Origin of the sequence: Streptomyces lydicamycinicus, from assembly GCF_000829715.2 — a bacterium.
Classification (GTDB): domain Bacteria; phylum Actinomycetota; class Actinomycetes; order Streptomycetales; family Streptomycetaceae; genus Streptomyces; species Streptomyces lydicamycinicus.
The window spans coordinates 63,637-75,517 of sequence record NZ_BBNO01000004.1 but is presented as its reverse complement, the minus strand read 5'-3'; the positions used below and the strand labels follow the sequence as shown (position 1 = coordinate 75,517).

The 11,881-nt window shown below is 68.5% G+C and carries 14 protein-coding genes and 1 pseudogene; 5 read left to right on the top strand and 10 right to left on the bottom strand.

Features of this window, described 5'->3' with window-relative positions; genetic code table 11:
* Window positions 1–9 precede the first annotated feature (9 nt).
* The 8 genes from TU31_RS13570 to TU31_RS38575 form a co-directional block, all read right to left on the bottom strand.
* Window positions 10–276, bottom strand: coding sequence for a hypothetical protein (locus TU31_RS13570; RefSeq protein ID WP_042154087.1), 267 nt, complete (start codon window positions 274–276; stop codon window positions 10–12).
* Between the two features lie 2 nt (window positions 277–278).
* Complete coding sequence (locus TU31_RS13565) at window positions 279–461, bottom strand: hypothetical protein (RefSeq protein ID WP_042154084.1); 183 nt, start codon at window positions 459–461, stop codon at window positions 279–281.
* Window positions 462–483: 22 nt separating this feature from the next.
* A complete protein-coding gene (locus TU31_RS39705) occupies window positions 484–1,593 on the bottom strand; it encodes a conjugal transfer protein (RefSeq protein ID WP_245698534.1) in 1,110 nt (369 codons plus the stop codon).
* Entirely contained in the window at window positions 1,593–2,240 is a 648-nt protein-coding gene (locus TU31_RS13555) for a GGDEF domain-containing protein (protein WP_042154083.1), read from the bottom strand. The genes TU31_RS39705 and TU31_RS13555 overlap by 1 nt, the downstream gene beginning before the upstream one ends.
* Entirely contained in the window at window positions 2,237–2,563 is a 327-nt protein-coding gene (locus tag TU31_RS13550) for a hypothetical protein (RefSeq protein WP_042154080.1), read from the bottom strand. Before TU31_RS13550 ends, TU31_RS13555 begins: the two co-directional genes overlap by 4 nt.
* Window positions 2,560–2,877 carry a hypothetical protein gene (locus TU31_RS13545; protein WP_042154078.1) on the bottom strand — a complete coding sequence of 106 codons (318 nt, stop codon included), beginning with the start codon at window positions 2,875–2,877 and terminating at the stop codon, window positions 2,560–2,562. The genes TU31_RS13550 and TU31_RS13545 overlap by 4 nt, the downstream gene beginning before the upstream one ends.
* 82 nt (window positions 2,878–2,959) lie before the next feature.
* Window positions 2,960–3,430, bottom strand: a complete 471-nt coding sequence (locus TU31_RS13540; RefSeq protein WP_042154075.1) for a hypothetical protein — start codon at window positions 3,428–3,430, stop codon at window positions 2,960–2,962.
* 161 nt (window positions 3,431–3,591) lie between these two features.
* Window positions 3,592–3,750 carry a hypothetical protein gene (locus TU31_RS38575; RefSeq protein ID WP_158894449.1) on the bottom strand — a complete coding sequence of 53 codons (159 nt, stop codon included), beginning with the start codon at window positions 3,748–3,750 and terminating at the stop codon, window positions 3,592–3,594.
* Between the two features lie 714 nt (window positions 3,751–4,464).
* On the opposite strand from TU31_RS38575, the gene TU31_RS13535 reads away from it, so the two are divergent.
* Both TU31_RS13535 and TU31_RS13530 read left to right on the top strand, forming a co-directional pair.
* On the top strand, window positions 4,465–5,235 hold the full coding sequence (locus TU31_RS13535) for a helix-turn-helix domain-containing protein (protein WP_042154074.1): 771 nt from the start codon (window positions 4,465–4,467) through the stop codon (window positions 5,233–5,235).
* Window positions 5,232–5,705: an NUDIX hydrolase gene (locus TU31_RS13530; RefSeq protein WP_042154072.1), complete on the top strand. Its 474-nt coding sequence runs from the start codon at window positions 5,232–5,234 to the stop codon at window positions 5,703–5,705. Before TU31_RS13535 ends, TU31_RS13530 begins: the two co-directional genes overlap by 4 nt.
* On the opposite strand, the gene TU31_RS13525 is transcribed toward TU31_RS13530, so the two are convergent.
* Window positions 5,693–6,262, bottom strand: a complete 570-nt coding sequence (locus tag TU31_RS13525) for an HD domain-containing protein (RefSeq protein WP_181018598.1) — start codon at window positions 6,260–6,262, stop codon at window positions 5,693–5,695. The two genes, TU31_RS13530 and TU31_RS13525, sit on opposite strands and share 13 nt — an antisense overlap.
* A gap of 11 nt (window positions 6,263–6,273) precedes the next feature.
* Window positions 6,274–6,720, bottom strand: a complete 447-nt coding sequence (locus tag TU31_RS13520; protein WP_042154068.1) for a GntR family transcriptional regulator — start codon at window positions 6,718–6,720, stop codon at window positions 6,274–6,276.
* A 322-nt stretch (window positions 6,721–7,042) separates the two neighbouring features.
* On the opposite strand from TU31_RS13520, the gene TU31_RS38570 reads away from it, so the two are divergent.
* The 3 genes and pseudogenes from TU31_RS38570 to TU31_RS13510 all read left to right on the top strand — a co-directional run bounded on the left by TU31_RS38570 (window position 7,043) and on the right by TU31_RS13510 (window position 11,776).
* Window positions 7,043–7,972, top strand: a complete 930-nt coding sequence (locus tag TU31_RS38570; RefSeq protein ID WP_158894446.1) for a hypothetical protein — start codon at window positions 7,043–7,045, stop codon at window positions 7,970–7,972.
* 668 nt (window positions 7,973–8,640) lie between these two features.
* Window positions 8,641–8,724, top strand: a pseudogene (locus tag TU31_RS13515) (glutamine synthetase); the annotation flags it as partial.
* A gap of 28 nt (window positions 8,725–8,752) precedes the next feature.
* Entirely contained in the window at window positions 8,753–11,776 is a 3,024-nt protein-coding gene (locus tag TU31_RS13510) for a bifunctional [glutamine synthetase] adenylyltransferase/[glutamine synthetase]-adenylyl-L-tyrosine phosphorylase (RefSeq protein WP_042154064.1), read from the top strand.
* The last annotated feature ends 105 nt before the right edge of the window (window positions 11,777–11,881 follow it).

Here is an 11,881-nt window from a genome sequence, read left to right as displayed (position 1 = left end):
GCGGGCTGGTCAGCGGTTGAGGACGGTGTCCAGGGCGGTGCGGGCCTCGGCCGGGGTGATCGCCTGGTCCCGGACCTGGCGGTAGTTGCCGTACATGGCGGTGGCCTTGGCGACGACCTGCTGAGGGGTGACGGGGCGCTTGCCGTCCCACTCCCAGCTCACGAGCTGGCTGGCGGCGTGGGTGGCCATGCGCATGCGGTGGTCGGCCAGGCGCTTGGCCCGGCGGCGGGCGTTGTGCTTGCGCTGCTGTCCGGGCGTGGGCTTGGTGCGAGGCACGGTCAGTCCTCCAGATCCGTGTAGTGGTAGTCACCGAGGCGGGCGGCATCGGCCATGGCCTGGTGGTCGTCGGCCGTTTCGAGCAGCCAGGTGCGGGTTGGCTCGACGGCGGTCTCGGCGGCCTGGCTGTAGGCCGCGGGCGCGCATGCCGGTAGGTGGCCAGCCCGTCCGGAGTCAGTCGCCACCGGTAGACGGGGAGGGCGGCCATTACGCAGCCGGCGTGTCCGTCTCGTCTTCCACCGCCCGCAGGCGGGGCCGGGTGGTCTCTTCATCGCGGACGGCGAGGATCTGCTTGCGTCCCCACGACTCGCTCATGCCGTACGCCTCACCCAGCGCCCGGGCACTGAGCGCCCGGCCCGCCTGCGCGGATTCGACGTACGTACGGCGCGCCTCCAGCCGCAGCCGCTCACGCTCGGCCTCTTCGTACTCGGCCTGCTGCTGCGCCTCGTAAGCCGCCTTGACCGGGTCCGTGCGGGGCGCGTGCGGGGTGCGAGGCTCGTCCTCCCGCACACCGTCCGCACGGTCGTTGACCAGCTCGTACGGCTCATCCCCCGCCCCGTCGGCCGGGGTGGTGGTGGCCTCGTCGGCGGGGGGGAGGGCGGGGTGTGCGGGGGCGTGCGGGGCGGGGAGGGAAGCAGCCTCATCCGGCCCGCACAGCTCCCGCACGGGGGCCATGGCGGCGACGGAGAACATGTCGGCAAGGGCGGCATCCGCACCGTCGGTGACACGCTCGCGCTGGATGTCCAGCAGCTGCACGCCCAGGGACGCATCCCCCCGACCGACCTTCCGCGCCAGCCTCCACGACTTGCGCTCCGACCGCTTCTTCACCCGGCCATCAGGGTGGTTGGCGGCCCGGGCCCGGTGGTACGCCAGCGCCTGGACCACAGCAGCCGCCCTCACTTCGGACTCCGCGTCGCGGCCGTCGGTGTGGACCACGATGCGGCGCGCCAGGAACGCCATGCCTTCCGCCGAGGCGCACATGCCCATCGGAGTGACGGCGTAGATGACGGTCCGGCCCGGATCGTCGGCGGCCATGGCCGCCATGACGGAAGCAGCCGCCGGCAGCGCCCACAGCCCCACCCGGATGACCCAGGGCGAGGACTGGCCCAGCATCGTCAGCCCCAGCAGCACCAGGGCGAGCACGGCGGTGGCGCCCTCACCGGCCGACACCGCGCCCACGGCCGTACCGGATCCGTAAGCGCGGCTGATATTGCTGTACGTCCCCACACCACCGGCGATACCAGTGGCCAGCATGGGCACGAACGCGGCGGTCAGAACAACCTTCTGCGCCTTGGTAAGTGGCCTGCGAGAGGTCATCACGCCGCCTCCTTCGAAGTTCCGCGGCGGCCATCCCGGCGACCGTTGACCGTCCGGTAGGCGGGGGCAGCATCGTCGGGGGCGGCCATCCAGCCGCCGCCGGTCTGCTTGGCTCCGTACATGACCTCATCCGCGCACCGCATCAACCGCGACAGCTCCGCCGCGCGGCTGCCCCGCTGGGTGCGGACGACCCCGGCGGAGAACCCCACCCACAACACGTGGTCTTCGAACTCCACCGGTGCGCACAGCTCTTCAGCCAGCTGGTCCATGGTCCAGTGGAGGTCCGCCAGGCTGTAGACGCTGACGATGGCTGCGAACTCGTCGCCCCCGAGCCGGGCAGCGACTCCGCCGTTGTTCAGGCTCCACCGGTTCAGGCGCTGGCCCGCCGTTGCGATCACCGCGTCACCGACCGCGTGGCCGTAGGTGTCGTTGACTTGCTTGAAGCCGTCCAGGTCGATGACTACGACCGCCCGATGTCCGGACTCCAGGCTTCGGCGCGCGCGCTCCTCGAACGGCTCGCGCGTCCACAGTCCCGACAGCGGGTCGCGGCGGGCCGCCTCGATCCGGCGGCGCAGCATCAGGGAGTGCAGGGACCATCCAGCCGCCACCGGCAACGCGGCGGCCAGGGCCATCAGGGTCTGGCTCATGCCGCCACCTCGCCCTCGGTGTGCTGGTGGCTGTGGGTGTAGGCGATCAGGCACAGACGGACGCCGGTGTGGTTGGTCTCGGCCTTCAGCACCCTGGTCCGCCCACCGCTCTGCTCCGCGTACGACACCGAGTCCGCCTCGATGTCCAGTGCCGAGCGCCAGGCCTCGAACGCGCCGAAGTCGTCGTGGCTGATGAGCTCCAGCGTGTTGGGGAAGATCGTGGACACGTCCACGTTCATGGCCGGCAGGCCAGCGAAGTCCGCGGCCAGCAGCCGCAGCAGCCCAAGCGGTGCGGCCAGGTCATTCATGGTCAGGGAGCTCATGCCGCTGCCCCCGTCCCCGCGGAACGGCCGGTGGTGCGGGTGGCGCGCAGGAACGGCACCGTGCGGGTCAGCGCGTCCGCGTACAGCGCGTCCCACGCGGCGATCTCGTCCCCGCCCTCACCCTCGGCGGCCAGGTCCGCGATGACCGCGCGGGCCACGTCCAGCCGCGCCGCCCGCTCCTGGGGGGTCTCGACGGCCAGCGGGCCGCGGAACAGGTCCCGGTCGATACCGGCGGGCAACTCATCGAAGCCGAGCGCCAGTTCCTCGAACTCGGCCGGGCTGGCGGCCTGGTGTGTGCCGATGTACGTACGCATCTCGGTGCTCTCCTTTGGAGCGAAGGGAGCCGGGGCGGCCTCGGTCTTTGGCGAGAGGCGGCCGCCCCGGCGGGAGGTGGTGTCAGACGGTGGTGATCAGGAGCGCGGCGACGAGCAGCCACAGGTGGTGGAAGGACTGGTCAAGCGCGTATGCGCCGGTGCCGAGGTGAGCGGCGGGCTTGCCCTCGGAGGTCACCGGGTGCGCGGCATGGGCGCCGGTGCCCAGGCTGTAGAACTCTGCCTTGCCGGTGACCTTGGCCAGCCAGGCGAGGGTGCTGCGGCGGTCCGCCCACCAGTGCGTGAGCGCATCGACGCCCAGGCCGGCCACCAGGCCGAGCATGGACAGGCGCAGCCCCAGCAGGGCGGCCACTGGCAGCAGTAAGGCCACCTTCGTGGCGGTCAGCGTGGCGACGTGCCGGGCGCCGGCCAGGCGGCCGGTCCACCCCGGCTTGCCCTTGTCGGCCGACTGGCACGAGGTCTGAACCCAGTGGTCGCCCACGCTGTGAGCGACGTACAGGGCGATGTAGACAGCGGCGAAGGTAGCGGCATCCATGTGCAACTCCTGGTTGTCGAAGGGATGGAGAACGGGGCCCTCGCGGTCGTTTGGCGAGAGGCGGGAGCCCCGGGTGTGGCCGCTCGAACGGCCCCTCAACCCCGCCCGTATGACACGGGCGAGGGAGGCGGCTGGCCGGTACGGCAGATGAGTTGTTGGTGTCAGTTGGTGTCGTCGTCCTGAACGACCTCCACCTGACCGTCGGTGACGGTGACGACCTCGTTCGGACCGGCGACGACGGTGAAGCTCTGGTCGGCCTGGTCGGCGATGTCGTTGCGGAACTCACCGTCGCTGCCGAAGCCAATAACCAGACGGGACATGTGTGCTCCTTCTCTCGAAGGGCCGGGCGGAGTGTCCGGCTCCCCTCAGCCCCGCCCGTACAGCGCGGACGCTGGACGGGCGGAGGAGGCAACCGGCCGCGGCTATCCCGCGGTAGCTCTGGATGAATTGCGCGCGACAGGCGGCCGGATGACTCCGGCACCGCCGCGGGCGGATGCAACGGGCTGACTGCTGCCGTGCCGGTCCAACACCGGCAGCGCCCTAGGTACTTCGACGTGTCATGACGGGCCCCGCTCTCTCGCTTGAACATGGGATTTGCACTGCAAGGGGGACCGAGTCCCCACTCTCCGGCCGTTGCTCGCGGTCACCGGGCCACCTCGCCAGTACGGGCCGAAACCCTGTTCTGCCTGGCCTTTAGCGGACTTGCAGCGTCCTCCGCCCTCTGCACGGGAGCCCCGCGAAGGCCCTCCCGTCGGCCCGCTCTGTCCCGGGCCCTTGGCCCCGCCGAAGCAGAGCCCATAGCCGTGCATCCATGCACCGCTTGAAGCGATACATGTATTACATGCCTCTCACCGTGCCAGAGCAGATCCGGGTCGTCAACCCTCGGGATTCGCGATGCCGGATCTGCCGCTCTCGATCAGCGACATGACCAGCTTGGCAACGAAGCGCTGGACGTTGGACTCCGCGCATGTACGACTTGCATCCGACTCGCTACAGTCGAAGTCGTCCCAGGACGTCCTAGACGGGGAGGTCGTATGGCGAACGAGAGACTTCGCGGAGCGATCGTCGAGAGCGGCAGCACGTTGGAGCAGGTCGCGGCACGCCTCGGGGTGTCACCGAAGACCGTCGAACGCTGGATCGCCGAGCCAAACCGCAAGCCCTACAGGCGATTTCAGTACGCAGTGGCCTCGATGCTGCGTCGCGAGGTCTCGTACCTCTGGCCCGATGAGCGGACCTCTGACGAAGTGACCGAGTCCAGCGACTCAGAGGTGCTGAAGATCTATCCCCACCGATCTGTCGTCCCCCAGGACGCATGGGCCAAGCTGTACGCCGATGCCGACACGCACTTCGACGTGCTGGTGTATTCCGGGTTCTGGCTGACCGAGGACCCGCGGTTCCATCGACTCGTCCGCGAGAAGTCGGCGGCCGGCGTCCCGGTGCGCTTCATGATGGGCGACCCGAACAGTCCAGCCGTGGCCGTCCGAGGCGACGATGAAGGTATCGGATCGGCCATGGCGGCCAAGATCCGAAACGCGCTGCTCAACTACGCGCCGCTCTTCCGACTCTCCGGGGTGGAGTTCAGACTCCATGCCACGACGCTGTACAACTCGATCTATCGCGCCGACAGCGAGCTGTTAGCGAACGGCCACGTCTATGGCGTCGGCGCCTACATGGCGCCGGTACTCCACCTCCAACGAGTCCCAGGTGGCGAGTTGTTCGACACCTACGCGGAGAGCGTTGAGCGCGTCTGGGAGAGCGCCCGGCCGATCACCTCACCCACCGACTACGAAGGCGGAGCAACATGAGCCGTACTGACTACTTCCGCGACCCGAACGCCCCCAAGGCCAACTCAGTTGTGCCATCCGTCACCGCTGTCGTCCGCGACGAGCGCGGGGACATCCTGCTCATCCATAAGACCGACAACGACCTGTGGGCACTGCCCGGCGGCGGCCACGACGTTGGCGAGAGCGTCGCGCAGACGGTCATACGGGAGGTGGAAGAGGAAACCGGCATCTCCGTGACCGTGGAGGGCATCGTTGGCCTCTACACCGACCCGCAGCACGTCATGGCGTACGACGACGGAGAGGTCCGACAGCAGTTCTCCATCTGCTTCCACGCCCGGCCGGCCGGCGGAACGCTGCGCACCAGCTCCGAATCGAAAGAGGTCCGCTGGGTCTCCCCAACGGACCTCGATGACCTGGACATCCATCCCTCGATGAGGCTCCGGATCGACCACGGCCTGGACGACTCGCGCGCGGCCCCCTACATCGGCTGACCGACCGCCCCCGCTTCGCGGAGACGACCCTCGACCCGCTGTACTGCTGCGTGGATCTCGGGGGCGGCTCGCTGGATGAAGCGGCCCACGATCGTGTCTGGCCCGTACCGCCCAACAATCTCAGCGACCCGGTCCCGGGAGGACGTGCACCCCCCATCGGGGGTCGTCGTCATGTCACAGAACACGAGCGCGTCTACGAGCGCCGGCCGCTCCAACTCGAACTCCGTCTCCAGCTCCTCGCGGAGCCCACGCTCCTCGGCCTCAAGCAGGGCACACGAGTGGTGGGCGACGAGCCGTACGACACGGTCATCCATGCCTTCCTGATCGCGGAGAAAACGTGCCCCGTCGAGCGGATGGAAGCCCGTTGAGGCGATGCGCGGCGAGTAGCCGATGTCATGCAGGACGGCTGCGGCCTCCATCAGCGCGGCATCGTCGTCGAGGATCGGTCGCAGAGTGCGGGCGCGCTCAGCAACTCCGAGGGAGTGCGACCAGCGACGCGGCAGCGGTTCGGACAGCAGCGATTCAGCAAGGCTGTAAGCCCGCTCAGTGAGGTCCATGGTGGTCAAGGCTACGAGTCACCCCGCTCATCCGGGAGGGCACGAATCTGCCGCCGTCGGTTTGCGCCCATCGCGACCAGGCCGCGACCTTCGAGCTGCGCGATCGCAGAGCGCACCGCAGTACGAGAAACCTCGAACCGCTCACACAGCTCCTTCTCGGAGGGGAAGGTGTCTCCCACCTTGGCCCCCTCAGCCCGAAGGAGGTCCACCACCTTGTCCACGAGCGGACGGCGGTCGCCCGTACCAGCCACGTACCAGCCAGACCCCTGTACGGACTCGATCACACCGTCAGCCTTCAGCGCCTTCAGCGCCCGCCCGACCGTGGTGCGCCCCACGCCGTAGGTGCTCATCAGCTCAGCCTCGGAAGGCAGCGCCTCGCTGATCCTGCCCTTCGCGATCTCATGTCGCAGAGACTCCGAGATCTGCAAGTACGTACCTCGCGGACTGGCCTGCGGCACTGGGCCTCCCCTTCATTCGCCTCGGCGACGGCTTTGTGGTCGTGCGCCAGGTCCAGCTTCGCACGCCACCGAACTCCGCTGAGTAACAACCTTCACCACGAGTTCAAGGCGGTTCGCTCCGCTCCCCGCGCGCGATACGGGCAAGGAGCACAGTGGCAACCTGCTCGGCCAGGAGCGTACGTGCTCACCCAAGCCGGCCCATCCTGCTTCCTTCACCCGTCTGGCTATGTCTCCGCCCTCAATAAACGAGAAGCTTGTGGTGGTCCGGTAAGAAGTACTTGTACGGTCACTCCCGAGAATTCTGTCACCTAGGAGATGCTGAATGGATCGGCGCGGTCGCCAGGTTTCCGGTTCGAAATCCAACCTTCGAGCGGCGATGCGGACAGTTAGAAACAAGCGCAAGCGGGATGGGCAGTCTCCAGACACAGCAACTGCTGGCCTACGGTTTGACTGGCAATCACTCTTGGGCTTCGGTGGCGCACTAGTCGGACTATTTTTTGTGCTCCTGAATGCTGGCTATCTTCACTTTTATGAAGAATTGGGTGTGCGCCCTGAAGAGGTTGGTCTCGATCGTGTTGGTGTACTGGCCCGAACTGCAGGAATTGCGCTCGCTGTCTTCTTTGCTGTGTTCGCGGTGGTTGCCGTCACATCCTCAATCCCTTTCGTTCGGACCCATCGCTTCCTGTCGCTATGCATCTTTGGTGTGGTTTATTATTCGATTTTCATCTTTGCCGTCGTGACACGCAACTTTTGGGTACAGGGAATTGTAATCCCATTCCTTGGCCTGCTCTTCGCTTTCGTGTTCCTTATGTCCCATAAGCGGTTCAGTAAGATGCTCATTCTTGCCTCGGTCCTGGTGGGTGCGGGCGCGCTGTGTCTGGCGTTGCGAGCTGAGCGGTCTGCGGTCGATCGTCGGCTTGAATACGCCGCTAGTGGAATTCCTGTCAAGCCGGTCACATTGTTCAATTTTCCCATTCTGGATATTTATGCAGAGCATGCACAGGTTGCGCTGATGGATAAGAGCGAAAGGTCCCCGGTTGAGCTCAGGGATCCCAATCTTCTATTTCTTGGTAAAGGCTCTTCCGTTGCCGCGTTTATCGGGTGTGGTAACACCGTCATCATGCCAGCGGATAAGGTTGTTGTTCGTATGGGTGACGGAATTAACTTTCGAAAGTCCGGCAAAATGCGCGATGATCCTAGGTTGCGATGGGAATTCTGCCAGTGTGTCCATGCGCATCGAAATGACTGTTAGACCTTGGGGCGCCGCAACTCTTGTCCGCGTGGCCTGTCTGCACGCTGCACGCTAGCGCTGACCGCGTGGATGGGGTCCGCGTGGGGCGCGAGGCTCACCGATGGGGGAAGTGTCAGGCCAGTGGGGCCTCAGGTGCGGGCTGTAAATCTGCCGACTGACACTGCCCTCCAGTTTCAACGGCAGTCTCATCCGTGGCAGTTCACGCTCATTCAAGGCCGTGCTGGCAGAAGGCAACGCGCAGGATCTGAACGGGTCTGAACCGCCAGGAACGGGGCCCACCAGAGTTGGAAAGCGTGCGCGCCCGCGGAAGAGATTGGTAATTGCCGAGGCGCTCTTTCTCGACGAGATTTGCAGGATGGCTCAAGGCGGAGCAGAACCTGCGGGCCGCGCGGGTGCGAGCTGAAGGTATGAGCTGTTTGCAAGGAGATCGGCCGTCGCCGCTGTCCGCTACGCGCTGATCAGCCCCGTATCGGCTTCCTAGCAGGGTTGCTAACGTTAGCTATCCCGAACGCTAGCGCTAGCCGCCTAGCGGTCGGGCCCCGGGCCGTCTAGGGGCCGTCAGGCAACAGCCGAGGGCGACCGGCAACGACCAACGAAAACCGCTCGACTGCAGGTCAGAGGGCATCCCGGTAGAGTCGTGGGAGGTGGGCATGGGCATGCATCACTCCCTGCGCAACAAGAAGCAGGAGTGGGAGGAGTACCGCTCCGAGGTCACCGCCTTCGAGCTGCGCAAGATGCTGCCCGTGCTCTGAGCCACCGCGCCACCGAGAGGCTTGCACCATGGCACTTCCCGCTCCGCAGGGACGGCGGAGCAGCACCTTCACCCGGCTGCTGAGGCACGGTTTCACCGACCCCTCGGCGGCCGGGGAGCTGCTCGATTCCGCTCCGTTCGCGTCCGTACGCGATGACTCGGTACTGCTGGAGGCGCTGGGCGCCACCGCGGACCCGGACCTCGCCCTGCACAGCCTGGCCCGGCTGGTCGAGGCCCAGGAGCCGGACGAGCAGCAGGCGCTGCTGAGCACCGTCGTCGCGGCGAAACCGCTGCGCGACCGGCTGCTGGGGGTGCTGGGCGCCTCCGAGGCGCTCGCCGACCACCTCGTCCGGCATCCGCACGACTGGCAGTCGCTGGTCACGTACGAGTCGGTGGATCTGCACCCCACCACCCCCGAGTTCGAGCTGGCGCTCGCCGAGGGGATCTGGGGCGGGCAGAACGCCGAACGGCCGCGCGCGGACGCGCTGCGCACCGCCTACCGCCGCTCCCTGCTGGGCATCGCAGCCCGCGACGTGTGCGGCACGACCGATGTCGCCGAGGCCGCCGCGGAGCTGGCGGACCTGGCCACCGCCACGGTCCGGGCCGCCCTGGAGATCTCCTACGAAGAGGCGCCCGGCGACGCCGCGGTGAGCCGGCTGGCCGTCATCGGCATGGGGAAATGCGGCGGTCGCGAGCTGAACTACGTCTCCGACGTCGATGTCATCTTCGTCGCCGAGGCAAAGGAGGGCGTGGACGAGGCCAAGGCCCTCCAGGCCGCGACCCGGCTCGCCGCCCGCATGATGCGGCTCTGCTCGGACAACACCGTCGAGGGCACGATCTGGCCGGTGGACGCCAATCTGCGCCCCGAGGGCCGCAACGGCCCGCTGGTACGCACCCTCTCCAGCCATCTCGCCTACTACCAGCGCTGGGCCAAGACCTGGGAGTTCCAGGCGCTGCTCAAGGCCCGCCCGATGGCTGGCGACCTCCAGCTGGGGCAGGAGTACGTGGACGCGCTGGCGCCCATGGTCTGGGAGGTCGCCGAGCGGGAGAACTTCGTCGCCGATGTGCGCCAGATGCGCCGCCGGGTCGTCGAGAACATCCCCGCGGCGCAGGTCGAACGGGAGCTGAAGCTGGGCCCCGGCGGGCTGCGCGATGTCGAGTTCGCCGTACAGCTGCTCCAGCTGGTGCACGGCCGCAGCGATGCCACACTGCGCAGCGCCACCACCCTCGACGCGCTCGCCGCGCTGGCGGCCGGCGGCTACGTCGGACGCCAGGACGCCGCGGCCCTGGACGCCGCCTACCGCTTCCTGCGCACGCTGGAACACCGGATTCAGCTGTTCCGGATGCGCCGTACGCATCTGATGCCCGAGGACGAGGGCGAACTGCGTCGGCTGGCCCGCTCGTTGGGCCTGCGCACCGAGCCGGTCGACACCCTCCGCAGGGAGTGGCGGTGGCACGCCCGCGAGGTGCGCCGGCTCCACGAGAAGCTCTTCTACCGTCCGCTGCTGGACGCCGTCGCGCACCTGGAGCCCGGCGAGACCCGGCTCTCGGCCAGGGCCGCCGGCCACCGCCTCGAAGCCCTCGGCTACGCCGACCCGGTCGCCGCCCTGCGCCACCTGGAGGCCCTCGCCTCCGGCGTGACCCGCAAGGCCGCCATCCAGCGGACCCTGCTGCCGGTGCTGCTCGCCTGGTTCGCGGACTCCGCCGACCCGGACGCCGGACTGCTCAACTTCCGCAAGGTGTCCGACGCGCTCGGCAAGACCCCCTGGTACCTGCGGCTGCTGCGTGACGAGGGCGCCGCCGCCGAGAACCTCGCCCGGGTGCTCTCGGCCGGCCGGCTCGCCCCCGATCTGCTGCTGCGCGCCCCCGAGGCGGTCGCCCTGCTGGGCGCCCCCGACGGGCTCCAGCCACGCGGCCGGGCCGCCCTGGAACAGGAGGTGCTGGCCGCGGTCGGCCGCGCGGACGGTGCCGAGGCCGCGGTCGCGGCGGCCCGCGGGGTGCGCCGCAGAGAGCTGTTCCGTACGGCCGCCGCGGATGTGATCGGCGCGTACGGCACGGAGTTCAGCCCGGCGGCGAACGACCACGGCCGCTCCGTCGACGCCGTCGGCTCCGCCGTCTCCGACCTCAACGCCGCCACCCTCGCCGGGGCGCTGCGCGCCGCCGTCCGCGAGCAGTGGGGCGACACCCTGCCCACCCGCTTCGCGGTGATCGGCATGGGCCGGTTCGGCGGCCATGAGCTCAACTACGGCTCGGACGCCGACATCCTCTTCGTCCACGAGCCACGCGAGGGCGCCGACGAGCAGGAGGCCGCCAAGGCTGCCCAGGCCGTCGCCAACGAGATGCGCCGGCTGCTCGAACTCCCCTCCTCCGACCCGCCGTTGCTCATCGACGCGGACCTGCGCCCGGAGGGCCGGACGGGCCCGCTGGTGCGGACGCTCGCCTCGTACGCCGCCTACTACCGGCGCTGGTCACTGGTCTGGGAGTCGCAGGCCCTGCTGCGCGCCGAACCGGTCGCCGGCGACACCGAACTGGGCGAGCGGTTCATCGAACTGATCGACCCGCTCCGCTACCCCGCCGAGGGCCTCGGCGAGGACGCGGTCCGCGAGATCCGCAAGCTCAAGGCCCGTATGGAGGCCGAGCGGCTGCCCCGCGGCGCCGACCCCACCACCCATGCCAAGCTGGGGCGCGGCGGCCTGAGCGATGTCGAGTGGACCGTACAGCTGCTCCAGATGCAGCACGGCTGGGAAATCCCCGGCCTGCGCACCACCCGCACCCGCGAGGCACTCGCCGCCGCCCACGCCGCCGAACTGATCGGCACCGAGGACGCCCAGACCCTGGACGAGGCCTGGGTCCTGGCCGCCCGCGTACGCAACGCCGTGATGGTCGTCCGGGGCCGCCCCGGCGACACGTTCCCCGTCGACGGCCGCGAACTGGCGGCCGTAGGCCGCTACCTCGGCTACGAGGAGGGCCAGACGGGCGAGATGATCGACGACTACCGACGGGTGACCCGCAGGGCGCGGGCGGTCGTCGAGGAGATCTTTTACGGGGCGTAGGGGCGGGGGTACCCGCTCCGGGCGTTGTCCCGCGGCCCTTGCGCCCGCCGCCGTGAACGGCACGATCCAGCCAGCCGGTTCCCGGTCCGGGCGACGGGAACCCGT

Coding starts and splice junctions, on each gene's coding strand:
- TU31_RS39705 (WP_245698534.1), bottom strand. CDS start 1,593: ATGACCTCTCGCAGGCCACTTACCAAGGCGCAGAAGGTTGTTCTGACC.
- TU31_RS13555 (WP_042154083.1), bottom strand. CDS start 2,240: ATGAGCCAGACCCTGATGGCCCTGGCCGCCGCGTTGCCGGTGGCGGCT.
- TU31_RS13550 (WP_042154080.1), bottom strand. CDS start 2,563: ATGAGCTCCCTGACCATGAATGACCTGGCCGCACCGCTTGGGCTGCTG.
- TU31_RS13545 (WP_042154078.1), bottom strand. CDS start 2,877: ATGCGTACGTACATCGGCACACACCAGGCCGCCAGCCCGGCCGAGTTC.
- TU31_RS13540 (WP_042154075.1), bottom strand. CDS start 3,430: ATGGATGCCGCTACCTTCGCCGCTGTCTACATCGCCCTGTACGTCGCT.
- TU31_RS38575 (WP_158894449.1), bottom strand. CDS start 3,750: ATGTCCCGTCTGGTTATTGGCTTCGGCAGCGACGGTGAGTTCCGCAAC.
- TU31_RS13535 (WP_042154074.1), top strand. CDS start 4,465: ATGGCGAACGAGAGACTTCGCGGAGCGATCGTCGAGAGCGGCAGCACG.
- TU31_RS13530 (WP_042154072.1), top strand. CDS start 5,232: ATGAGCCGTACTGACTACTTCCGCGACCCGAACGCCCCCAAGGCCAAC.
- TU31_RS13525 (WP_181018598.1), bottom strand. CDS start 6,262: ATGGACCTCACTGAGCGGGCTTACAGCCTTGCTGAATCGCTGCTGTCC.
- TU31_RS38570 (WP_158894446.1), top strand. CDS start 7,043: ATGGATCGGCGCGGTCGCCAGGTTTCCGGTTCGAAATCCAACCTTCGA.
- TU31_RS13510 (WP_042154064.1), top strand. CDS start 8,753: ATGGCACTTCCCGCTCCGCAGGGACGGCGGAGCAGCACCTTCACCCGG.